This is a genomic window from Hymenobacter sublimis (assembly GCF_023101345.1).
Classification (GTDB): Bacteria; Bacteroidota; Bacteroidia; order Cytophagales; family Hymenobacteraceae; genus Hymenobacter; species Hymenobacter sublimis.
The window spans coordinates 427187-449123 of sequence record NZ_CP095848.1 but is presented as its reverse complement, the minus strand read 5'-3'; the positions used below and the strand labels follow the sequence as shown (position 1 = coordinate 449123).

At 58.9% G+C, this 21937-nt stretch carries 18 protein-coding genes; 5 read left to right on the top strand and 13 right to left on the bottom strand.

Annotated elements, in window-relative coordinates; genetic code table 11:
- Positions 1-5: 5 nt before the first annotated feature.
- The 7 genes from MWH26_RS01955 to radC all read right to left on the bottom strand — a co-directional run bounded on the left by MWH26_RS01955 (position 6) and on the right by radC (position 7483).
- The gene (locus MWH26_RS01955) at positions 6-689 is read right to left on the bottom strand and encodes a hypothetical protein (protein WP_247975830.1); all 684 of its coding nucleotides are present in this window, start codon (positions 687-689) and stop codon (positions 6-8) included.
- A gap of 213 nt (positions 690-902) precedes the next feature.
- A complete protein-coding gene (gene rny, locus MWH26_RS01950; protein ID WP_244694923.1) occupies positions 903-2600 on the bottom strand; it encodes a ribonuclease Y in 1698 nt (565 codons plus the stop codon).
- Between the two features lie 134 nt (positions 2601-2734).
- On the bottom strand, positions 2735-3025 hold the full coding sequence (locus MWH26_RS01945) for a cell division protein ZapA (RefSeq protein ID WP_188558731.1): 291 nt from the start codon (positions 3023-3025) through the stop codon (positions 2735-2737).
- A 32-nt stretch (positions 3026-3057) separates the two neighbouring features.
- Positions 3058-3357 (bottom strand): hypothetical protein, encoded by a 300-nt coding sequence (locus tag MWH26_RS01940; RefSeq protein ID WP_139924494.1) that lies wholly within the window; start codon positions 3355-3357, stop codon positions 3058-3060.
- A gap of 103 nt (positions 3358-3460) precedes the next feature.
- Entirely contained in the window at positions 3461-5896 is a 2436-nt protein-coding gene (gene pheT, locus MWH26_RS01935) for a phenylalanine--tRNA ligase subunit beta (protein WP_247975829.1), read from the bottom strand.
- Between the two features lie 145 nt (positions 5897-6041).
- Entirely contained in the window at positions 6042-6683 is a 642-nt protein-coding gene (locus tag MWH26_RS01930) for a DUF1684 domain-containing protein (RefSeq protein ID WP_247975828.1), read from the bottom strand.
- Positions 6684-6730: 47 nt separating this feature from the next.
- On the bottom strand, positions 6731-7483 hold the full coding sequence (gene radC / locus MWH26_RS01925) for a RadC family protein (protein WP_247975827.1): 753 nt from the start codon (positions 7481-7483) through the stop codon (positions 6731-6733).
- A gap of 113 nt (positions 7484-7596) precedes the next feature.
- Here radC and MWH26_RS01920 point away from each other — a divergent pair, with 113 nt between their 5' ends.
- From MWH26_RS01920 to MWH26_RS01900, 5 genes are all read left to right on the top strand, one after another.
- Complete coding sequence (locus MWH26_RS01920; protein ID WP_247975826.1) at positions 7597-8844, top strand: metallophosphoesterase; 1248 nt, start codon at positions 7597-7599, stop codon at positions 8842-8844.
- Between the two features lie 164 nt (positions 8845-9008).
- A complete protein-coding gene (locus tag MWH26_RS01915; RefSeq protein ID WP_244694917.1) occupies positions 9009-9674 on the top strand; it encodes a hypothetical protein in 666 nt (221 codons plus the stop codon).
- Positions 9675-9826: 152 nt separating this feature from the next.
- Entirely contained in the window at positions 9827-10498 is a 672-nt protein-coding gene (locus MWH26_RS01910; protein ID WP_247975825.1) for a carboxypeptidase-like regulatory domain-containing protein, read from the top strand.
- Positions 10499-10650: 152 nt separating this feature from the next.
- Positions 10651-11559 carry a UV DNA damage repair endonuclease UvsE gene (gene uvsE / locus MWH26_RS01905; protein WP_247975824.1) on the top strand — a complete coding sequence of 303 codons (909 nt, stop codon included), beginning with the start codon at positions 10651-10653 and terminating at the stop codon, positions 11557-11559.
- Positions 11560-11583: 24 nt separating this feature from the next.
- Entirely contained in the window at positions 11584-11934 is a 351-nt protein-coding gene (locus MWH26_RS01900) for a hypothetical protein (RefSeq protein ID WP_244694912.1), read from the top strand.
- A gap of 70 nt (positions 11935-12004) precedes the next feature.
- Here the strand turns inward: MWH26_RS01900 and MWH26_RS01895 are convergent, their stop codons facing one another.
- The 6 genes from MWH26_RS01895 to MWH26_RS01870 form a co-directional block, all read right to left on the bottom strand.
- On the bottom strand, positions 12005-12382 hold the full coding sequence (locus MWH26_RS01895; RefSeq protein WP_247975823.1) for a hypothetical protein: 378 nt from the start codon (positions 12380-12382) through the stop codon (positions 12005-12007).
- Positions 12383-12719: 337 nt separating this feature from the next.
- On the bottom strand, positions 12720-13934 hold the full coding sequence (locus tag MWH26_RS01890; protein WP_375374027.1) for an aldose epimerase family protein: 1215 nt from the start codon (positions 13932-13934) through the stop codon (positions 12720-12722).
- Positions 13935-14006: 72 nt separating this feature from the next.
- Positions 14007-15662, bottom strand: coding sequence for a family 43 glycosylhydrolase (locus MWH26_RS01885; RefSeq protein WP_247975822.1), 1656 nt, complete (start codon positions 15660-15662; stop codon positions 14007-14009).
- 53 nt (positions 15663-15715) lie between these two features.
- Positions 15716-16780: a glycoside hydrolase family 43 protein gene (locus MWH26_RS01880; RefSeq protein WP_247975821.1), complete on the bottom strand. Its 1065-nt coding sequence runs from the start codon at positions 16778-16780 to the stop codon at positions 15716-15718.
- 159 nt (positions 16781-16939) lie between these two features.
- Positions 16940-18544, bottom strand: coding sequence for a RagB/SusD family nutrient uptake outer membrane protein (locus tag MWH26_RS01875; RefSeq protein WP_247975820.1), 1605 nt, complete (start codon positions 18542-18544; stop codon positions 16940-16942).
- 36 nt (positions 18545-18580) lie between these two features.
- Positions 18581-21739, bottom strand: a complete 3159-nt coding sequence (locus tag MWH26_RS01870; protein WP_247975819.1) for a SusC/RagA family TonB-linked outer membrane protein — start codon at positions 21737-21739, stop codon at positions 18581-18583.
- Positions 21740-21937: the final 198 nt, after the last annotated feature.

The window sequence follows — 21937 nt, the reverse complement described above, 5'->3', positions numbered from 1 at the left end:
ATGTCTTAATCCTTAAACAAGTGCGGGTAGATAACCAGCCCGAAGGAAGTAAAAAGCCGTCCTTCCTTGGTGTCTCTGATAGCCTCATTGGCCGAAAAAATCCGGCCGTCTGCTGGCATTGACAAACTGGTGGCTACCTGCCCTTGCAGCCACGGAATACGCCCTTGCCCACCGAAACGAATAAACAGCATGGGTTCAAGGCGTGTCATGCGCCGCAGTGGTACAGGAACCCCACGGTTTGTAAGAGAGGCGAACCGCACCTGCGAAAAGCGACAGGCTACCCCAAAAGTAGTCCAGCCCGCATCATTCGCCACGTAAGCTTCCGCGAAGAGCTTGCGGAAACGAGCCGCATACTCGTTGCTCAGTACGGAATCCTGGAAGATAGACTCAAAGCCGTCGCGGTAACGTCGGCTGCTCTGCCCACTGCCATACCCCATCATTCCCCCCAGCAACCATTGCTCATCGATATAGTGGTAAGTGCCGATTCCAGCCTCCAGCTGCCGAATGCGGAAGTAAGTGGAGTCACTGCCGTCGCTGCGTAGGCCGCCGGCTGCGCGCACGATGAGGTGTTTGGCCGGTGAGTAGGCAGCGGAGCCCTCCAGCCTCCCCGTGAGGTAGGCGCTGGCAGCTACTTCGGCCTCACCTTTTTTGTGTACCAGCGGAGCACTGGGCTGCAAGGGAGCGTACACCGAGCAACTCACTAGCAGGCTTCCAATTGCGGCGCTGCCCGCTTTTCTAAGAATAGATAAATAAGCTACCACCGTTTGTATTAGTCTTTTCGATAGGTCAGTTGAATGAGAGGGTTTGCTGCAGGAGCCACACAACACGGCCAGCGTTGCATAACGCATAAAAAAGCCCGCCGCAACAACGGTTGCAGCGGGCTTTTTTATTTGCCTAGTTGGCTATTTGGCGTAGGCTACGGCGCGCATCTCCCGGATAACCGTGATTTTGATTTGACCAGGGTACTGCATTTCCTTCTCAATTTTCTGGGAAATCTCGTAGCTCAGCTCCGCGGCGCGCTCATCGGTTACGTTTTCGGCGTCTACCATCACGCGCAGCTCGCGGCCGGCCTGAATAGCAAAGCACTGGTTAACACCTTTGAAGCCGTTGGCCGTTTCTTCCAGTTGCTTGAGACGCTTGATGTAGCTTTCCATCATCTCGCGGCGGGCACCGGGGCGCGAGCCGCTAATGGCGTCGCAGGCCTGCACCAGGGGCGAAATCATGGCTGTCATCTCAATTTCGTCGTGGTGGGCGCCGATGGCGTTGACTACGTCGGGATGCTCCTTGTACTTCTTGGCCATTTCCATGCCTAGGATGGCGTGGGGCAGCTCGGGTTCCTCGGTGCTTACCTTGCCGATGTCGTGCAAGAGGCCGGCGCGCTTGGCGTGCTTCACGTTCAGGCCCAGCTCGGCGGCCATAGTAGCGCACAGGTTGGCTACCTCGCGGGAGTGCTGCAGCAGGTTCTGCCCGTAAGAGGAGCGGAAACGCATGCGGCCTACCATCTTGATCAGCTCGGGGTGCAAGCCGTGAATGCCCAGGTCGATGATGGTCTTCTCGCCGATTTCGACGATTTCCTCATCAATATTCTTGCGGGTTTTAGCCACAATTTCTTCGATGCGGGCCGGGTGAATCCGGCCATCCTTCACCAGCAGGTGCAGGCTTAGGCGGGCTACCTCGCGGCGCACCGGGTCGAAGCCGGAAATGATGATGGCTTCGGGCGTGTCGTCCACAATGATTTCCACACCAGTAGCTGCTTCCAGGGCCCGGATGTTACGGCCTTCGCGGCCAATAATCTTGCCCTTCACGTCGTCCGACTCGATGTTGAAAATGGACACGCAGTTCTCAATGGCGTGCTCGGCGGCGGTGCGCTGAATAGTTTCCAGCACTACCTTTTTGGCGTCTTTGGTGGCCGTGAGCTTGGCCTGGGCTACTACGTCTTTGATGTAGCTGGAAGCCTGGATCTGAGCTTCGTTTTTCAGCGACTCCACCAGTTGCTCGCGGGCTTCGGCGGCGGTCAGACCCGAAATATTCTCTAGCTGCGTGGTTACCTGGTGCAGCTTGGTGCTCAGCTCCTGGCCGCGCTCCTCCAACTCCTCTTCTACTTCCCGCTCGCGCTGTTCCAGCTTGGCCAGTTGGTTTTCCAGCACCGTGCGGCGCTTTTCCTCCTGGGCATCCAGCTTTTCACGCTGCTGCAGGGCCTGCGTTTCTATTTTCTCGCGGGTTGCTTCCAGCTCTTTTTCCTTGCGCTGAATCTGCTCCAGCTGCTTTTGGGTAGTAAGGGTTAGTTGCTTGATGCTCTGCTCCTGCTCTACTACGGCGGCGCGGCGCTCGGTCAATTCCTGTTCTAGGGCCTGCTTCTGGCGGCGGCTTTCCTGCTCGAATTCCTGCTTAAGGGTGCGAAATTTATCCTTGGACTGCTGAATCCGCTCGTCGCGGGTGCGGGTGGCCTGGGCTTCGGCTTCGGCCAGCAACTGCTGGGCGCGCGCCTTAGCGTCGGCTTCGTGGTCCTGCCGGGCTTTGCCAGCCAGCAGGCGCCCCAGTACCACGCCAACCACAAGGGCCAGCACGGCTGCCAGGACAATATAAAGAGATTCGGACATGAGCTATGAAGGGGTTTTAGGAAGGAAGAAACCCATAGCTCCGGCAGAAACACCAATGTCCGCGCAGGTAGCGGGGCCGATTACCCCGCCCTGCTCGGGCTTACGCTTCGCGCTGCTGCTAACCGCATAACTGGCTAGACCAGCACCACTCCCGACAGCAGCTCATCCAGGCGCGCAAGGCGCTCGGTCAGGGCCGCGTCGGTCCCGTCCTTTTCCTTGCTGACCTTGAGTTGGTCAGCCATTGTTGATAACGCAATCATGGCTAGCAAGTCCTGCTTATCCTGAATGCCGTACCGGTCACGAAATTCCTTCAGCCGCTCGTTTAGCAGCCGGCCCGCGAGGCGCAGGCGTTCCTCATCCTGGGGGCTTACCCGCATGGGGTAATCCCGGTCAGCAACGCGGATTTTGATGGATAATTCGGACATCAGTAGCCAGTAGGCGGTGGGTTAGGTGGTGGTTACTCCCTCAAATAGGCAAGGCACTTATCTATTTCTCGGATGTATTCGTTGAGGCGAAGTTTCAGCTCGTTAACATTGGCCGGTTCTGCACCAGCTATGGTATTGACAAGTTTAGTGATATTCTCCTGATTCTGGAAATCCTTCAGCTGCCGCTCCCGGTCGCGCACGTCGGCCCGGAGCTGCTGGATGGTGGTGTGGGCATCGGCCAGCTCCTCGCGCAACTGCTGATAGGCAGCCACTAACGTGGTTACCTGCCGCTCCATGCGGTCTAGTTGAGCAAGCTGCTGGGTAGAGGCCATTTTTTGATTTTAGGTTGGTGATGATTGGCTGCTTTTAGCAGAACGTCATTTCGGAGTTCTGATTAGCAACCCAATTAGCAAAAACCGCTAACCAAAAACCAAGTTACTTCCGAATCAGGGCCCCGGCGTGCTGCTCAAACTGCTGAATCAGGCGCTGCATAACGCCGTCAATAGCTTGGTCGGTGAGGGTTTGGGTAGGGTCCTGGAGGAGGAAGCTCACGGAGTACGATTTTTTATCGGAGCCCAGGTTTTCGCCTTCGTACACGTCGAACACGTTCACCTGCTGAAGGAGTTTCTTTTCGGTGCGGCGGGCAATCTGCTGGAGCTGGTCGAAGGTGATGGTTTTGTCGACTACCAGGCTTAGGTCGCGGCGTACTTCCGGGAACTTGGGTAGCTCGCGGGCTACCAGGTTGTTTTTGTACTTGCGCATCAGCCAGTCCCAGTCCAGCTCGGCGTACCACACCGGCTGCGACACGTCGAGCTTCTTCAGCACGGCGCCCGACACGGCCCCGAGCTGGGCTACCGGCTGGTTTTGAGCCAACAGCGTGAGGCCACCGGCCAGGTAGGGGTGTTGCACCGGCTGCGAGGTGGGCTGCGGGAAGCCCAGGAACGCCAGCACCTGCTGCACTGCGCTGGCCAATTGGTGGTAAGTAGCCTTTTCCGACTTCTGCTGCCAGGTTTCAGCGGCCGTATTGCCAGTTAGGTATATGACGAGCTTGTTCTTTTCCTCGTACTGGCCATCAGCCTGCTGGCGGTAAGTTTTGCCGAACTCGTAGAGCTTCAGGTCGCGCTGGCGACGGTTTACGTTGTGGCGCACTACTTCTAGGCCGCTGTGCAGCAGCGTAGGCCGCAGCACGTTCAGCTCAGCGCTATTGTAGTTAAGCAGGCGTACCAGCGCGGCATCCGCTTCTCCTTCCTTCTCGAAGTAAAGCGAGTTGGTAATGGAGTTAGTGATGATTTCCGAGAAGCCCTGCCCGCTCAGCAAGCGCGCCGTATTCTGACGAATAATCTCCGGATCAGGATTCGGGAATTTAGCGAGGTAGGAAGCGGAGTTATGGGGACGCAGGGCCACGTGGTTGTAGCCGTAGATGCGCAAAATTTCCTCGATGACGTCGGCCTCCCGGGTCACGTCCACCTTGTGCGGGGGCACCGACAGAATCCACTCGGCGTGGCCGGCTTCGTTGGTTAGCTCCTCCGCAATCAGAATATCCAGGTCGGTCAGGATTTGGCGAATCCGCTCGGGCGCAATGAACTGGCCCACTAGCTTCTCCACTCGCGGCAAACGCAAGCGCACCAACGTGTGGCTGATGTGCGTGGGGTACTCATCTACCACCGGGGCGGCCACCGTAGCGCCGGCCAACTCCTGAAGCAGCAGGGCAGCGCGCTTGAGAGCCACCGGCACCATGTGCGGATCAGTACCCCGCTCGAAGCGGAAGGAGGCGTCGGTTTTGAGCTGGTGAGTCTGGCCGGTTTTACGTACCACGGCCGGCGCGAAGTAGGCGCTTTCCAGGAACACGCGGGTAGTAGCTTCCGACACGCCGGAGGTTTTGCCCCCGAACACACCCGCTAGGGCCATGGGCGTGCCGTTGGCATCGGCAATAACCAGGTCCTCGGCGCGTAGGGTGCGCTCTACCCCATCCAATGTGGTGAACTTCTCACCAGCCTCGGCCCGCTTCACCCGGATGTGGCCGCCGGTAATTTGGTCGGCATCGAAGGCATGCAGGGGCTGGCCCAACTCATGCAGCACGAAGTTGGTGACGTCTACCACGTTGTTGATGGGCGAGAGGCCAATGCTGCGCAGGCGGCGCTGCAGCCACTCCGGCGAGGGGCCTACCTGCACGTTTTCCAGCAACAAACCAGCGTAGCGCGGGGCAGCGGTAGCGTCCTCCAAGGTTACCTGGATATTTTGCGCTGCTTCGGCGGGGGCGTGGAAGTGGCTGACGTCGGGTAGGTGGCAGGGCTGGCGCAGCAGGGCGCGCAACTCGCGGGCTACCCCGTAGTGCGAGGCGGCATCGGCCCGGTTCGGAGTCAGGCCAATTTCGAACACGGAGTCGGAGCCCAGGCCGAAGTAATCGGCGGCAGGCGTGCCATTGGGCAAGTCGGTGTCCAGCTCCATGATGCCGGCGTGCGAGGTGCCCAGGCCAATTTCGTCCTCGGCGCAAATCATGCCCTCGGAAGCTGCCCCGCGAATTTTGGACTTCTTAATCTTGAACGGCTCGCCTTGGGTGGGATAGAGCATGGCGCCTTCCAGGGCCACGACTACCTTCAGGCCGGCGCGCACGTTGGCGGCGCCGCACACAATCTGACGGGGGGTAGCGTCGCCCACATCCACGGTGGTTAGGCTGAGCTTGTCGGCGTCGGGGTGCTTTTCGCAGGTGAGCACCGTGCCTAGCACCACGCCGCGCAGGCCGCCCGGAATGCTTTCCAGCTCCTCAATGCCTTCTACCTCCAGGCCCGAGCCCGTCAGCAGCTGGCCAAGTTCCTCGGCGGGTTTGTCGGTAGGAATGAGTGTGCGGAGCCAGTCGAGGGATATTTTCATCTGTTGCCAGTTGTCGGTTGTCGGTTACCAGTTGCGGCGGTTCTGTTTCAGGTGGCCGCATTACACCGGCAACCAGCAACCAACCACCGCCAACTGATTCGCGGCAAAGGTACGGATTCGGGCGGGCGGCGGAAAGCGGCCCGCTTTAGTGGTTGTGGCCGGTATGGTCGGTTTCTGGAAAGGCCATTTCCCCGGCCCGAACTTCTACCGCCAGCCGGTTTTCCTGGGGCGGTACGGGGCAGGCATAGGCGGTGCCGTAGGCGCAGAATGGGTTGTAGGCCTGGTTGAAATCGAGGGTAAGCTCGTCGTCGCCCTCGGCCGGCAAGTCCACATCGAGGTAGCGCCCGCCGCCGTAGGTAGTGAAGCCGTTGGTTTTGTCGGCGAAAGCCACGAAGAGCTTGCCGTCTTTCTCATCGGGCCGGAGCAGGAGCACCAATTGCTGGGGCGCATCGGCTAGCTCAAAGGAAGCCCGGCCCCAGCGCAGGTAGGTATCGGCCTTGCCATCGGTCAGCGGAATCTGAACGGTTTCGGGTTTGGCAAACCGCTCTACCTGAGCGTTTACCCGGTAAGTTTTGTCAGGCGCGAAGTAGCGCAGGCTGTCGAACTCGTTGCGCTGCTCGGCGGAAAGCGGCGAATCGGTGGCCCGGCGGAAGGAATCGTTTTTCTCTTTACGAGCCTTGGCCACGCCGGCCACGTACTGGTTGTCGCCCAGCACAAGGTCTTGCAAGGAATAACCTAACACCAGCAGCAGCCCGAGGCCGATAAATAACTTGGGATTGATACGCATACGGCAAAGATACGCCGGCCGCGCCAGCGGCCAGAGTCCGTGGGCTACTACAGCGTGCCTTCGTCGGCGAAGCTGTAGTAGCCCGCATCGGTGTAAATGAGGTGGTCGAGGATGGGTAAATCCAGAAAGTGGCCGGCCTCCTTGAGCTTGCGGGTCAGGGCAACATCGGCGGCGGAGGGGCTGCGGTTGCCGCTGGGGTGGTTGTGCACTAGAATGATGGATGAGGCCAGCTGCTCCAGTGCTTCCTTGAAAATCAGCTTCGGATCAGCCACGGTGCCGGCCACGCCGCCCCGACTGACGGCCACGGTGCGCATGACCACGTTGGCCCGGTTCAGGAGTACCACCCAGAACTCTTCGTGGGGCAAATCCTGGAGGTAGGGCCGCACTACGCGGTAAATATCGTGGGAGTTGGTGATGGTAGGCCGGGCGGGCACGTCGGCCTCTTTGCGGCGCCGCCCCAGCTCCAGAGCCGCCACAATGGTAATGGCTTTGGCCTCGCCGATGCCTTTTTGGCGCATTAGCTCCTTTACCGAGAAGCGGGCCAGGGCGTTCAGGTCGTTGCTGGCGGCATTGAGCACTAGCTTGGCTACATCCACGGCGGAAAGCTTGGTGGTGCCGGAACCAAGTAGAATGGCCAGCAGCTCGGCGTCAGAGAGGGCAGCCCGGCCCTTTTGCAGCAGTTTTTCGCGGGGTCGGTCTTCTTCGGCCCAACTCTTGATGCCGAAGGCCGTTGGAGTTTCGTAGCGGACGGGGGTAGGCAGATTGGATAGATTTTCAGTCAGATTGTCAAACTCTTGCATAGGGCACCGTTGTTGTAACGCCCGGAATTTAAAGCAAAAACCCCGCATCCGCGTCTGTTAGTGCAGCCGCGGCGTCCGAACCAACCTGTCCCGCGCGGGGTAGCCCTTCTACTATGTCAAGATCCGTTCTTCCCTTTATCTTCTTTGCCCTGGTAATTGCCGGGGAGTGGTACGGCTTTCAGGCCGTGCGCACCATGGTGCAGCACGCTTCCCCTGCGGCCCGCCGCACTACCCACGCCGTGTACTGGGTCCTGACCGCCCTGATCTGGGGCTTGGGCATCTGGGCCATGAGCAACCGCCGGGAGCACGCTTCCTTTAAGTCCTACTTTGGTGGCCTGCTGCTGGCCATGGTAGCGGCCAAAATCGTCATTATCATTCCGCTGCTGCTAGAAGACGTGGTGCGTGTGGGCCGGTGGGCCGCGCGGGCCATTTCCCGGCCGGCCGGCAGCACGGAGGGCACGGCTATTTCGCGCAGTGAGTTTCTGAGCAAGTTGGCGCTGGTGGCAGGCGCCGTACCCTTTGTGGCCCTGATTTGGGGTATGGTGAAGGGCGGCACCGACTACACCGTGAAGCGCGTGACCTTGCGCTTCCCCAACCTGCCTGCCTCGTTTGACGGCTTCAAAGTGCTCCAGATTTCTGACCTGCACACCGGCTCTTTCCAAAGCAAGGAACCCCTGCAACGGGCCGTGGCCCTGATCAACCAGCAGCAGGCTGACTTGGTGTTTATGACCGGCGACCTAGTGAACAACTTCGCGCACGAGGTAGAGGAGCACATCGACACGCTGGCCGGCATCCGGTCCAGCCTGCCCATCTACTCGGTGCTAGGCAACCACGACTACGCCGACTACGTGAATTGGGAAGAGCAAGGCGGGGCGCAAGCTAAAGCGGCCAACCTGGCCCGCATCAAGGCCAACCACGCTAAAATTGGCTGGGAACTGCTCCTGGATGAGGCCCGCACCGTGGAGCGCAACGGCGAGAAAATTGCCATTCTGGGGGTACAGAACTGGGGGGCCCGCGGCTTCGCCCAGTACGGGCAGCTCAATAAGGCCCACGCCGCCGCCGACCCTACCGTGCCGTTTAAAATCCTACTTTCCCACGACCCCTCACACTGGGATGAGCAAGTACACGCCTACGAGGACATCGACCTGACGCTCTCAGGCCACACCCACGGCATGCAGTTCGGCGTAAACCTGCCCTTCCTGAAGTGGAGCCCCGTGCAATACGCCTACAAGCAGTGGGCGGGCCTCTACCAGCGGGGCCGCCAGTACCTCTACGTAAATGCTGGCCTGGGCTTTATCGGCTACCACGGCCGGGTGGGCTTCCTACCGGAAATCACCGTTTTTGAGCTGCGCCGGGCCTAGCAACGGGCACTTGCTACCTACCTGAAAGCCACCGTGAAAACTCGCGGTGGCTTTTTGTTTGCCGACTGGTAACCGCTACAGTAGCAGCGCCGTATAGGTGCCATTAGAATTCTCCAACTCCCCTCTCTCCCATCCATTTTTCTCTCACTGAACTCCTCTCTCTAATGAAAAAGTCCCTGCTTCTGCTTTCGGCCGCCGCGGCCTTCTCGTTCGCTTCGTGCTCGGAAAATAAAACGGCTGACACCACGGCCACTGACACGACCACCACAACTTCTAGCACCACGACTCCATCCATGGCTACGGCCTACTCGGAGGAAGCAATTCAGCGCCGCGCCGACCGGATTGCCGCTGACATGGCCGCTAAAATGAAGTTCGATGACGCCACCCGCACCAAAATCCGGACGGTGTACCTGACTCGCGGCCAGCGCATTGCTGAGTTGCAAAGCAAGTACGCTACCGATACCGCGGGTATGTCGGCGGCCATGCGCGACGTGTATAACAACTCCGACATGGAGATGAAAACCGTCCTGACCGACCCAACCCAATATTCGGCCTACGAGTCGAGCCGTGTGGAGTACATGGATGACCGCTACATGGAAGACGACACCAACATGGCTACCTCCGACATGAGCTCTTCGGACATGAGCACCTCCAACTCTACGAGCATGGAGTCGGGTAGCGGCTCGGTTGGCACGGATGGCAAAGTGAAGGTAAAGCGTGATGGCGACATCAAAATCAAGGACAGCCAAGGCAACAAGGCCAAGATTGACGCCGATGACGCGACCATGAAAGCCAAGCCCGTAGACGGCGAAAAGATCAAGGTGGAGTAGTCGAACTGCTTACTACCTAGTTATTGGAAAGTCCGCACCTGCAACGGTGCGGACTTTTTTTGTCTCTGTTTGGTGTTGTTCCGTCGATAATAACCCGTTGCCGGTAGGTTCTGCTGGCTTTCCACGCCGCTGCTGCGTTAGTTTACCCTGTAATGATTCGTCGCTTCGGTTTTTTGCCGGTTTTCTGGCTGTTGCTCATCGGTGTTCTCTTGGCTGCGGGGGCCGCCACAGCCCAGGTACGCGTAACGGGCAGCATTTCCGACGCCAGCACCCGCAAAGTTATTCCGGGCGCTTCGGTGGTAGTACAGCGCACCCGGCTGGGGGTAGTGGCCAACCAGGAGGGCGACTTCAACATCACGGCGGCCAGCACCGATACGCTGGTTTTTCGGGCCGTGGGCTTCAAGGCTCAGCGCCTACCCTTGGGCGGCTCGGGCCTGTCGCAGCTGATTGTGCACATCAAGCTCCAGCAGGACACCGTGATGCTGGGCGAAGTGCGCGTGACGGAAGGCCGCCCCGACCGGGCCACCATCAACAAGGCCCTGCGCAATATCAAGCGACCCAGCACCGCCCCAAAAAGCTACGTAAAGCGCCCCCCGGCACCTAAACCCCTGTTTGCCGTCGACTCGACGGCGCCCAAAGCCCCCACGCCTACCCTGGCTAGCCCCGTCAGCCTTATTTATGAGCAGTTTTCGCGGGCCGGCAAGGAGCGCCGGAAGATGGAGGAAATTCAGGCTGAGGAAGCCGCTGCCAAAGCGGCGGAGCAAGCTCGCCAAGCCCGCCGCCGCTACAACGCTAACTTCAAGGACAACCGCGGTTATGAATAAGCGGAAGCCCAGTGACTCAGTGAGGTAGCAATTCAGTGAGTGGCAACAGGACGAGCAATTAAGTGTGTAACAAACAATGCTTGATGAACACACCAAACGCCTGTCATTCATAACTCAATCACCATTTTCCAACTTCTCACGTAAGCTAGTCTATGAGAATAGGCTATCCTTGCGTTAACGAGTCGTTAGACTGTACTTCGACCAGCACTTTCCGGCTGGCTTCTTACTCCGATGAGCGGGTAGAACTGGCCGCAGGCAACAATTTGGCGTGTTTACAGCGCATTCTGGTGTGGAATGTGGCTCAACACCTGCTGTTTTTCCGGATTGGCTCGGGCATTGTCCCGTTCGGTTCCCACCCCGTTAACACCTTTCCCTGGCAGACGCGCTTTGCGGCGGAATTCCGCAGTGTAGGCGACTACATCAAGGCCAACGGCATGCGGGTTTCCTTCCACCCCGACCAGTTTGTGGTGCTAAACTCGCCCGACGCGGGCATTGTAGAGCGCAGCGTGCAGGAACTGGTGTATCAGGGCTCCATGCTGGACTTGATGGGGCTAGACAGCACGCATAAGCTACAAATCCATGTGGGCGGCTTGTACGGCGACCGGGAGCTGGCAATTTCCCGCTTCATTGCTACGTATCGTGTTCTGCCCGAAGCCGTGCGAGCCCGCCTTGTCATCGAAAACGACGACCGGCTCTTCAGTCTCCAAGATTGTTTGCGGGTTCATCGGGAGGTAGGAATTCCCATTCTCTTTGACAACTTCCACCACGAGTGCCTGAACCACGGCGAGCCCATGGCGGAAGCCCTACGCCTGGCCGCTGCCACCTGGCTCCCTACCCGCGACGGCGTGATGATGATGGACTACAGCTCCCAGGCCCTGGGCGAACGGCGGGGCAAGCACACTACCTCCCTGGAGGAAGACCTGTTCCAAGGCTTCATAACCGAGCTCGGCGACCTAGACGTGGACATCATGCTTGAAATCAAAGACAAAGAGGCCAGCGCCGGCCGTGCCTGTGGCATTCTGCGCGACCTGGGCCGTATTGTGGCCGCTCAAACCGCATAATCAGCATCTTATTCTTTCCGCTTTATGGCCCTTACTGACCTCCTAAACACCACCACCCAATCTCTGAGCAACGGCATTACCGGTCTGCCCCTGAGCACTGCCATGGACACCACCGAAACCTGGCAGCAACACTTTCTGCAAAGCGGCGACCCCACCCTGCAGAACATTGCCCGCGAAATTGGTAACCTGCAATCCTTGTTGAGCAGCGAAAAAACTGCCGGGCTGGATGGCGCGGCCATTGGCCGCTCGCTCAGCATGCTGGGCTCCCAAACCGCCGAGGTGGCTCGCACGGCTTCTGCCGAAATCCGAAGTGGCCTTACTGCCCTCTCCGATCAACTCCTGAAAGCCGGAGGACAGCTCGAAGACCAATCCTAGATTTCATTTCTATCAAAAAAGGAAGCCCGCTTAGCATTGCTGAGCGGGCTTTTTTTTGATAACAGTAGGCCTAGGGCCGGGTTGTGTTAGCAGGGGTAGCGGAACGGCGGGGCTGCGTAGATTGGGGCGTGGCTCGGCGTTTATTTTCGGGAGTAGCGCGCGAGGCCGGGGTTGTCTGGCGCATGTTCTGCTTGATGGTAGTGGTGGTCTGGGCGGGTAGTGGCCGCTCATCGATAGTCCCTATTACTCGCTGTTGGGGCGGGTTTGCCCGCGTGGGTGTGCTCTGGGAAATGGTGCCGGGGTTATTGGCACTGGCCGGATTAGTTGGCGGCAGGGTAGTTTGGTTAACGCTGCCACTACGTTGAGGGGCATCGGGGCTGATTTGGGCAGTAGCAACCGTAACAGAACCTAGTAGGAAAGCAGCGGCTAGCAGGAATTTCGTTTTCATGGGAAAGGCAGGTTAACAAACGGCGCCAACGCAGCGCCCATGCGCTACTATACGCCTTGCCATACTGCCCAGTTGGGGGCGTCACAATTTTATTTGCCAGCAACCTTCTGTTTGACAGTCCTTTACTTGGCGTATAGACGATAAGAACGCCTTCTACCGCTCGTGAACTAAAGCTCACGGGCAGTAGAAGGCGTATTACGGGGCAAGGATTTCTGTACCGAGGCGCAGCTTCACGACCAGCGTTCAACCCACCAGGCCGCAATTAGTGCTTGCCCACTTGAAGTCCTTGTATTTCGCTCGGGTGCAGTATAGCCACTGTCGAAGAGAAGCTAGGCGCCTATTTGCGCACTCCAAACCGGTATTCCGTAGTGGAGTGGAAGGTCTGGCCGGGCTGGAGGATGGTGCTGGGGAACTTGGGCTGGTTGGGTGAGTCAGGGAAGTGCTGGGTTTCCAGGCAGAAGCCGTAGTTCTTCACGTAGGCGGTGTTGCCTTTACCCTTCAGGTTGCCTTTAAGGAAGTTACCGGAGTAAAACTGCACGCCGGGCTGGTCGGTGAGCACCTCCATGGTGCGGCCCGAAACGGGTTCGTACACGGTGGCCGCTACTTCTGGCTTGGTACGCAGCTTATCGGCCAGCACCCAGTTGTGGTCGTAGCCGCCGGGCGCCTTGCCGGGCACCTGGGCAATTCGCTCCCCAATGGCGTGGGGCTGGCGGAAATCCATGGGCGTGCCCTGCACCGGCCGCAGTTCCCCGGTCGGAATCAGGGTAGCATCAACCACCGTGAAGCGGTCGGCATTCAAGGTCAGCACGTGGTCGAGGGCGTTTTTGGCTTGGCCGTGGTTGAGGTTGAAATAGCTATGGTTGGTGAGGTTTAGTGGGGTAGCCTTGTCAGAGGTGGCAGTATAGTCGAGGCGCAGCGCGTCGTCGTTGGTGAGCGTGTACACCACCTTCACGGTGAGGTTGCCGGGGTAGCCTTCCTCACCGTCTTTGCTCAGGTAGGTGAGCGTCAGCGTCTGTCCGTCGGCGGAGGTGCCGGGTTGAGCCTGCCATATTACCTTATCAAAACCCTTTTTACCCCCGTGCAGGGTGTTTGCGCCGTTGTTCTTAGCCAGGGTGTACTCTTTGCCATCGAGGGTGAACTTGCCCTTGGCAATGCGGTTGCCGTAGCGCCCAATCAGGGCTCCGAAGTAAGGACCTTCTTTGAGGTAGGACTCACTGGTGTAGCCTTCCAGGTTGTCAAAGCCCAGCACTACGTCGCCGAGCTGGCCATTTTTGTCGGGCGTGAGCAGGCTGGTGAGCGTGCCGCCGTAGTTCGTGATGGTGGATTTCAGGCCGTGGGCGTTCGTGAGCGTGTAGAGCTGTACTTCGGTGCCGTCCTGGGTGGTACCGAATGAGGTGGAGGTGGGCATAGCGGTGGTGGTGGCAGCTTGGGTTGAATCGGGGATGGCAGTGGTACGGGCACTACCGGCGGCCTGTTCAGAAGCAGAGGGCTGATTGCAAGCCGCTAGTAGCAGCAAACCGGCTAGGGCACCGTTCCGGGGGAAATCCATCATAAAACGCAAAAAATAACGGGAGGTAACAGAGAGGGATGTTGGCAGGCAGAGAGGCACACGGTTTACGTCGGGCTATTTGCCCGCTGGCGCATTGCCCCCGGCCTGGGCAGAGAGCAGCTGGTTTTCCAGGCTAAAATCTTCAAAAGCCACGGTAGCCGTAGCGGGCCCTTTAGCTAGCACCCCTACCCGCACGCCCCGGTCCCAGGGTGGCAGGTAAGCACCGCTGATGGGGCCACTGCCACCCGGCAGGCTCTGCCAGGTTTTCCCTCCATCGGCGCTCCAATCAAAGCGGAACTGCGTGCTGTTCTGCGCCTGCAGGCGCAAGGTCAGGGCTGTGGCGGCTGGCAGCTTTACTTCGCCAATATTCTTCTGCTTGCCTTTCTCGAGTTGCCAGAGCTGGAGCTTGCCGCCGCCGGCCGTGAGGGCCAACGTGTTTTCCGGGTCGCCGTGGGCGGCAATGCCCGCTACGGTGCCCGCAGGCAGTTTGGCGGGGTTCAGCAGGGTAGTCGTGGCGCTGTAGTCGGCGGAAGTGGTGTGCTGGCCGAGCACCGCGCCGCTGTGCTGGGGCCGGGCCGTTAGCTCTAGCCGGCCGCTACGCACGGCCACGGTGGGCCGCTCCTCCACTGGCCACTGCCAGGAAGGTAGCAGGGTAGTTTGGTTGAACTCGTCGCGGAAAGTACGGGCCGTGGCCACGGGAGCTTTGGTGGCGGGCATCGAGCTACCCCCCCGGAACTCGGGCCAGCCGCCGGCCGTCCAGGCAAACTCGCTGATAACGCCCTGCCGGCCCACAAACTCGAAACTGCGGGTGTCGTAGGCGTGGTGCAGCATGTACCAGCGGTTGCCGCGGTTGAACACGGTGCCGTGGCCGGGGCAGGTCCACTTCTCGCCCTTGGTCAGAATGGGGTTCTTCTCATACTTTTCCCAGGGACCCAGCAGGCTTTTGGAGCGGGCTACCCCAATGCCGTAGGTGCAATTATGCCCGCAGCAGCCGTTGCCGGCATAAAAGGCGTAGAAGTAGTCGTTGCGCTTGACCATGCTCACGCCCTCCACCAGGTTGCCTTCCCAAGGGGCCGTGTTGCGGAACAACTCTTTTTTCTCGCCGATTAGAGCCGTATGCTCCTCGTTCAGGCGCTGGGCCCAGATGGGGGTAGGCTCGTTCACGCTGTTACCATCTTCTTTCCAGATTAGGTACAGCTCGCCCTTTTCATCACGCATCGGAAACCCATCGATGGAGCCGTGAGGCTGACCCACCAGCGGCCCCAGGTCGCGGTACGGACCGGCGGGGCTGTCGGCTACTGCAATGCCCACGGCCAGGTTGCCGCCCTTTTTGTGGGCCGTGTAGTAGATGTAGGTTTTGTCGCCTTCCTGGCTGATTTCCGGGGCCCAGAAGTAGTAATCGGCCCAGGCAGGTAGCTCGTTCGGGAATACGTGGCCGGCCAGCTCCCAGTCAGTCAGATTCGTGGATTTGAGCAGGGGAAAGACTGGCCCCCAGTTCGAGGACGTAGCCGTGGCCCAGTACGTGTCGCCTACTTTGGCGATGGACGGGTCGGGAAAGTCGCCGGGTAGCACCGGGTTGGTAATGGAAATAGCTGGGGTTTCCGCCTCCGCCACGGTTTCGGCGGTAGTAGCTGTGGGCGTGCTGACGCTTGTAGTGGTGGCAGACTGGCAGGCGCCCAGCAGGCTCAACGCCAGTCCGGCCACTAGGTGGGTTTTCGTTTTCAGAACCATAGATCAGGAAGCTACAATCGGGTAGGTGGGATACTCAGCGCTAAAGTTGCCGATTATTCGCCGGCGGGTTTCGGCAGGGCCGTGCCTAGGGCCACGGGCGTCCCAAAATCGGGCGTGCCGTCGGCTTTCCAGGTAAACTTCTGCATGCGCGGGCTCCGGTTGTCGCCGCAGCCCTGGCCGGCTTGGGGGTTGGCATGGTAAATAATCCAGTCCTCGGTGCCGTCTTTAGACTGGAAAAAGCCGTTATGGCCCGGCCCAAAAGCGCGGCCCGCGGGGTTCTTCACGAATACGGGGGTGGGCGTTTTGGTCCAGGAGCTAAGCTTCAGCGGGTCGGCGGTAGCGGAAGCCGTGAGCAAGCCCAGGGCGTAGTCGTCGGTGCTGCAGTGGCTGGCCGAGTACACCACAAAGGTTTTGTCGCCGCGCTTCAGGATTTCCGGCCCCTCGTTCACATCCGGGTCACCAAGCTGCTCCCAGCTGAACTCGGGTTTCGAGAGCTCCACCCGCGGCCCTACCAGGGTCCAGGGGTTGCTCATTTCGGCTATGTAAATGCGCTGGGTTTGGGCGCGGGCTACTTCATGGCCCGACCACAGCAGGTAGCGCTTACCGTTCTGCTCCAGTACAGTACCATCAATGGCCCACAAATCCTGACCCGGCACGGCAATGCGGCCCTTATCAACCCAAGTGCCTGTGGTAGGGTCAGCAGAAGAATTTTCCAACACGAAAATACGGTGCCCGTCGCAGCAGAGCGGGTTAGCCGAGTAATAGATGTACCACTTCCCGTCCAGAAAGTGCAGCTCCGGGGCCCAGATTTCAATTTGGTTGATGCCAGCCTGCTGGGGCGTCCAGACCACGGTGCTCACGGCCGAACCCAGCTCCGACATTTTTGCCGTCTTGCGGATGACCAAGTTGCCGCCCGTCGTGCTCATGTAGTAGTACACGTCGCCCCGGCGCACCACCCACGGATCAGGCCCCACCGACAGCAGTGGGTTCGTGAAGGTGGTAGTGGTAGGCGCGGTTGGCGGGGTCGGGGTGGGCGTTACTGATGGAGAGCTTTTGGAGCAAGCCAGAGTGCCGACCAGCAGCAGGGAAGCCCAGAAGGAGGAACGGAGAAACAACATAACGACAGGCGGGAATGGAAAAGAAAACCGGATAGTAGCAATAAAAGGCCAAGCAGAGAAGCCATAGTAGCGTTACCCTACCCCTTCACTTTAAGCCAAACAGCCGCTGCACCGGAAGGTACAGCGGCTGTGGTACACTACCCAGTCAGTAAGGTAAGCTTACCATCCGGGGTTTTGCTTTAAGCGGCCCAGGTCCACGTCGCTCTGCACTAAGGGGAGCAGGCGGGATTTGCCAATCACGAAGTTGTTGAAGTCCGAGTCGCGCGCCTTCAGCAGATTGAGGCCCGTCTGGTTGTCGAGCAGGCCCCAGCGCTGCAAGTCGAACCACCGGACGCCCTCACCCGTCAGCTCCGTTACCCGCTCGTGCATGAGTTGGGTACGCAGGGAGGCCTGGGTAAAGCTACCGGCCGAAAGTGGGGCTAGCCCGGCGCGCTGCCGCACCTGGTTGATCAGCGGGATGGCGGCGGCCATCTGCCCCTGCTCATTCAGGGCTTCGGCTTGCAGCAGGAGCACATCGGCGTAGCGCATTACCCGGTGGTTAATCGGGGAGTCGAAGTCTTCGAAGGTGCGGTAGTAGTCGGTGGCGTATTTGCGCCAGTACACGCGGGCCCGGTTGCGCACGGATACGGCAATTGCCTCTGGCTTGCTGTCAGCCGGCTTGGTACGGTTCAGGAATCCTATTCCATAGGCCAGAGTGTCGGCGTCAACCGGCAGGGTAGTAGAAAATTGGGCTTGGTCGCGGCGGTTGTAGAAGGCCGTTGCCGCCAGCCGAGGGTCGCGCTGTCCGGCGGCAGTGGGCTCTTGCAGCATTTCCCGTACTACCCAGGGCCGAATTTCACCATCGTTGAAGCCGGCACCCGGCACACCCCAGAATTGGGAACGTTGGCCGCCCTGCGAGGAGGTAGCATCGGGGCCGTTGCCAGCATCGTTACCGCCTTTCTTTTCATCCGTAAACTGTACCTCAAAGATGGACTCTGAGTTGTTCTCGGTAGTGTGGCGGAAGTTATCGGTGTAATCGGCAGTTAGCCGGTAGGTGCCGGAACTAATAACCTGGGCAAACTGTGCCTGCGCATCGGCCCACCGCTTGTTCTGCATGTAGGCTTTACCGAGCAGCGTGGTTGCGGCGCCTTTGGTAGCCCGGCCGACATCGTTGCCGGTGTAGGCAGTGGGTAAGTCGGGCTGGGCGGCCTGCAGATCGGCAATTACCTGAGCCCACACTTCAGCCTCCGTGCCCTGCGGATATACCTGGTCCAAACTGGTAGGCGGGGCCAGAGCTAGGGGTACGTTACCATAGAGCGAAACGAGGTTGAAGTAGCTCAGGGCACGCAGAAACCGAGCCTCGGCTAGCACCCGCTTCTGCAAGGTAGCATCCATGCCCTGAATGGCGGGCACATAAGCTAGCACCTGGTTGCAGCGGTAAATTGTGCGGTAGTGGTCGCGCCAGATGTTCTGCGATACTTCAAAGTTGTAGTTCGTTTGCACAAAGCGCGTGAAGTCGGCCAGTTCACCCCAGGGGCTTTGGCTGAAACCGGTGTCGTCGCGTAAGTCAAAAGCAAAATTGAGCCAGCGGCGGTACATGCCCAGCCCTTGCAGACCGGCATAAGTGGCCGTGGAAGCCCTCACGGCATCGTCGCTGCTTTTCCAGGATGATTCCGTGGTAGGAAGGTTTGGGTTTACTTGGTCGAGTAAGTCTTTTTCGCAGGCTGTGGCACTAATTAGCAGTGCTCCAGCCAAGCCCAGCCGGGTTAAAAAAGCGGATTTCATATCGGTATGGTATGGAAGTCGGAAAAGAGGAAGGGCCTAGAAACCGGCCTGAATACCTAGCGTGAACGAGCGCAGGTTGGGGTAAGAGCCTTCATCAACGCCGCGGGCCAAGTTGTTGCCCAAGGTATTGAAGGCCCCGCTACCCACCGTTTCGGGGTCATAGCCGCTGTAGTCGGTGATGGTGAACAGGTTCTGGCCCGTAGCGAAGATGCGCAGGGAGGCCACGTACTTGGTGCGCTCCAGCAGGGGCTTGGGCACCGTGAAGCCCACTTGCAAATTTTTCAGGCGCAAGTAGGAGCCGTCTTCCAGCCAGCGGGTAGTATTAAACAGGGCGTTATTACCAGGAGCCCTACCCGAATTACCGCCCGCTATCAGGGCACGGGGGGTGGTAGTAGAGGGATTAGTGGGCGTCCAGGGGCTGAAATCAGCCCGGTAGTTTCCGTTGTCGTCGGTCCGGTCCAACCAGTACTTGGTCGTGTTGAACACGTCATTGCCCTGCACGCCTTGGAAGAAGGCCGTCACATCAAAGCCGCCGTAGCCCAGGTTCAGGTTCAGGCCATACTGGAGTTTTGGGAAGACATTGCCTACGTGGGCTCGGTCGAAGTCATTAATGGTACCATCGCCGTTGATGTCCTTATAGCGCACATCACCCGCCTGCAAGCCAGCCGGAATATTGGAGTCGCCGCTCTGATAAATGCCATCAAACTGGTAGAGGTAGAAAGAACCAATCTCGTGACCTACCTCGGTGCGGGTAATACCATTAGGTCCGCCATTGAAGAAGTTGGTAGCTCCCGTAGCTTCGCCGCCTACCGTGCCCAAATCGAGCACTGTATTTTTAATAGTAGTCAGGTTGGCGCTGGCTCCGTAGCGAAACTTTGTGCGGTTTTCGTTATAGCCCAGTTGCAACTCAAAGCCTTTATTTTCCAGCTTACCTAGATTCCGGAACGGATTAGGGCCGGCGTTGCCGAAAGTCAGGGGCAGATCAGGGTTAATCAAGGCGTTGTACGTCTGCGACACGTAGTAATCGGCCGACAGTATCAGGCGGTCTTCCAGGAAGCCCGCGTCGAAGCCAACGTTGGTGGTGCGCCGGTCTTCCCACCGAATATTGTCGCTGGCGTAAGTCGTTTGAATAGCCCCGTTGCCGTTCACTACCGAGCCGTTCAGAGCGTAGTTGGCGTTGGTGTTAATAAAGCCTTGCGATAGGTAGGAACCGCCATACGCCCCGTTTACTAAGTCGTTGCCCAGGCGGCCGTAGGAGGCTCGCAGCTTCAGATCGGAAATAGCAGTTACACCTTGGAAGAAGTTCTCCTTCGAAACGCGCCAGCCCAGGGAGGCCGCGCCAAAATTGCCCCACCGATTATCCGGGTCAAAGCGCGAGGAGCCGTCACGGCGGAAGGCGGCCGTAACCAGGTAGCGCTGGTCGTAGTCGTAGGTGAGCTGCCCGAAGAAGGACTGCTTAGCCCAGACGTAGGACGAGCCGATGGCCTGTGGGGTCTGGCTGCCGGCGTCCAACGCCCAGTAATAAGTAGGTCCGGTGCCGTACCCAAAGTTGACGCCACGAGTAAACTCCTGGCGGAAACGCTGCTGGCTGTAGCCTGCTACGGCCGTCAGGTTGTGCTTGCCAAAGTCCTTGTCGAAGGTAAGCGTGTTTTCGGCCATGCCGAACAGCTCATTGCCCTGGCTTTCGCCGAAGTTGGAAGGGTTAGTGGCGTCGTTGCGGCGCCAAATGCCGAACTGCCGCTTCTGCTGGTCATGGAACCCGTGGTATTCGGTAGCCAAGTTCAGGCGGTAGCGCAGGAAGTCGAAAAGGGATAATTCACCGTACACATTGCCCTGCAGGCGGTTGGAAGTGCCGGTATCGTTGAGCAAGGTTTGCAGCGCAATGGGGTTGGTGCCAAACGTAATGGCGTTATCGTTGCCAATACCAAAGCCTCCGGGCGTGGTAGCATCATACACTGGAATCACCGGCAGCATCCTCACCACATCAATGAAGGGCAGACCGTTGAGGCGGGTTTGGTTGGTACGCGTGAGCAAAGCGTTTTGGCCGAATTTCAGCCGTCCGCGCGTAAAGCCCGTGTTCACGCGCAAGCTGTACCGCTCGAACTTGGGCCCCCGCACGGTACCATCTTGCTTAAAGTAGCCCCCCGACACGTTGAAGTTTGAATTAGGTCCGCCCCCAGAGAAGCCTAAGTTGTAGTCCTGAATGGAGCCGCGCTTGAAGAAGTTCTCATTCTCTTTAAACAGCTCGGCTTGCCAGTCAGTATCAATACCAGCGGGCGGGTTGGCCGCATAGGGCTGAGGTGCAAGACCGGCATTTTGATAGGCCTGCCGGTTGATGGCGGCCCATTCGGCGGCATTCGTCAGGTCCAGCGTGTTCACCAGGCGTTGCACCCCACCGTTGGCACTAAAAGAGATGCTGGGAATCCCGGCCTTGCCCTTTTTGGTCGTAATAATAATTACTCCATTAGCACCCGAAGCGCCATAAGGCGCCAAAGCCGCCGCATCTTTCAATACCTGCACCGATTCCACGTCGGCGGGGTTGAAGTCGCGCTGTCCGCCCTGTCCTTGCACCCACAGTCCGTCAATAACGTAAAGTGGGCCGCTACCACTGGCAATAGTGCCCAGGCCACGAATGTTAATGTTTGGAGCCTGGCCCGGGGCGCCGGAGTTGGTAACAGTTACGCCCGGCAGACGGCCCTGAATGGCCTCCCCTACCGAGGCAACCGGCGCGCGGCGCACTTCTTGGGCGCCTACGCTGGCTACTGAACCGGTTACATTCTGACGTTCTTGGGTGAGGTAGCCGACTACTACTACCTCGTTGAGGGCCTTTGAGTCGGGGGCGAGGCTGATGTTGACGCTAGTGCGGCCACTAACAGGTACCTCTTGGGTGAGGTAGCCGACAAAGGAGAAAGTAAGGGTAGCATTGTCGGCTACGGTGAGGGAGTAGCGGCCATCGGCATCGGTGGTGGCACCGTTGGAAGTGCCTTTTTCCAGCACCGTAACGCCGGGCATCCCCTGTCCTTTCTCATCAATAACTCGACCCGTAATGGTTTGGGCAGCAACCCCGTTGCGGCGAATATCAACCTTGGGCAACTCAGCAGACACCGCCCCGGTGCTGGCCAAAGCCGAAAGAGGCAGAATACAGCGCAACGCCAGCTCGGCTGGTCGGCGCAATCTGAGGTAGGAATTTTTCATGGGAAAATAGTGAGGTGGGAATTTGGTGGAGGTACTCACTGCAAACGTTTGCGCCACTACACGGCAAGCAAACGTTTGCGAGGAAAGTAAAGACCTAGAAACGCAAAAGTCAAAAACCAGTAAATCAGGCTTCCAAGGCGGATTTAGAGCACAACAGGCCGCTATTGCTCTTTACGAAACCCGGAATGGCAGCGTAAG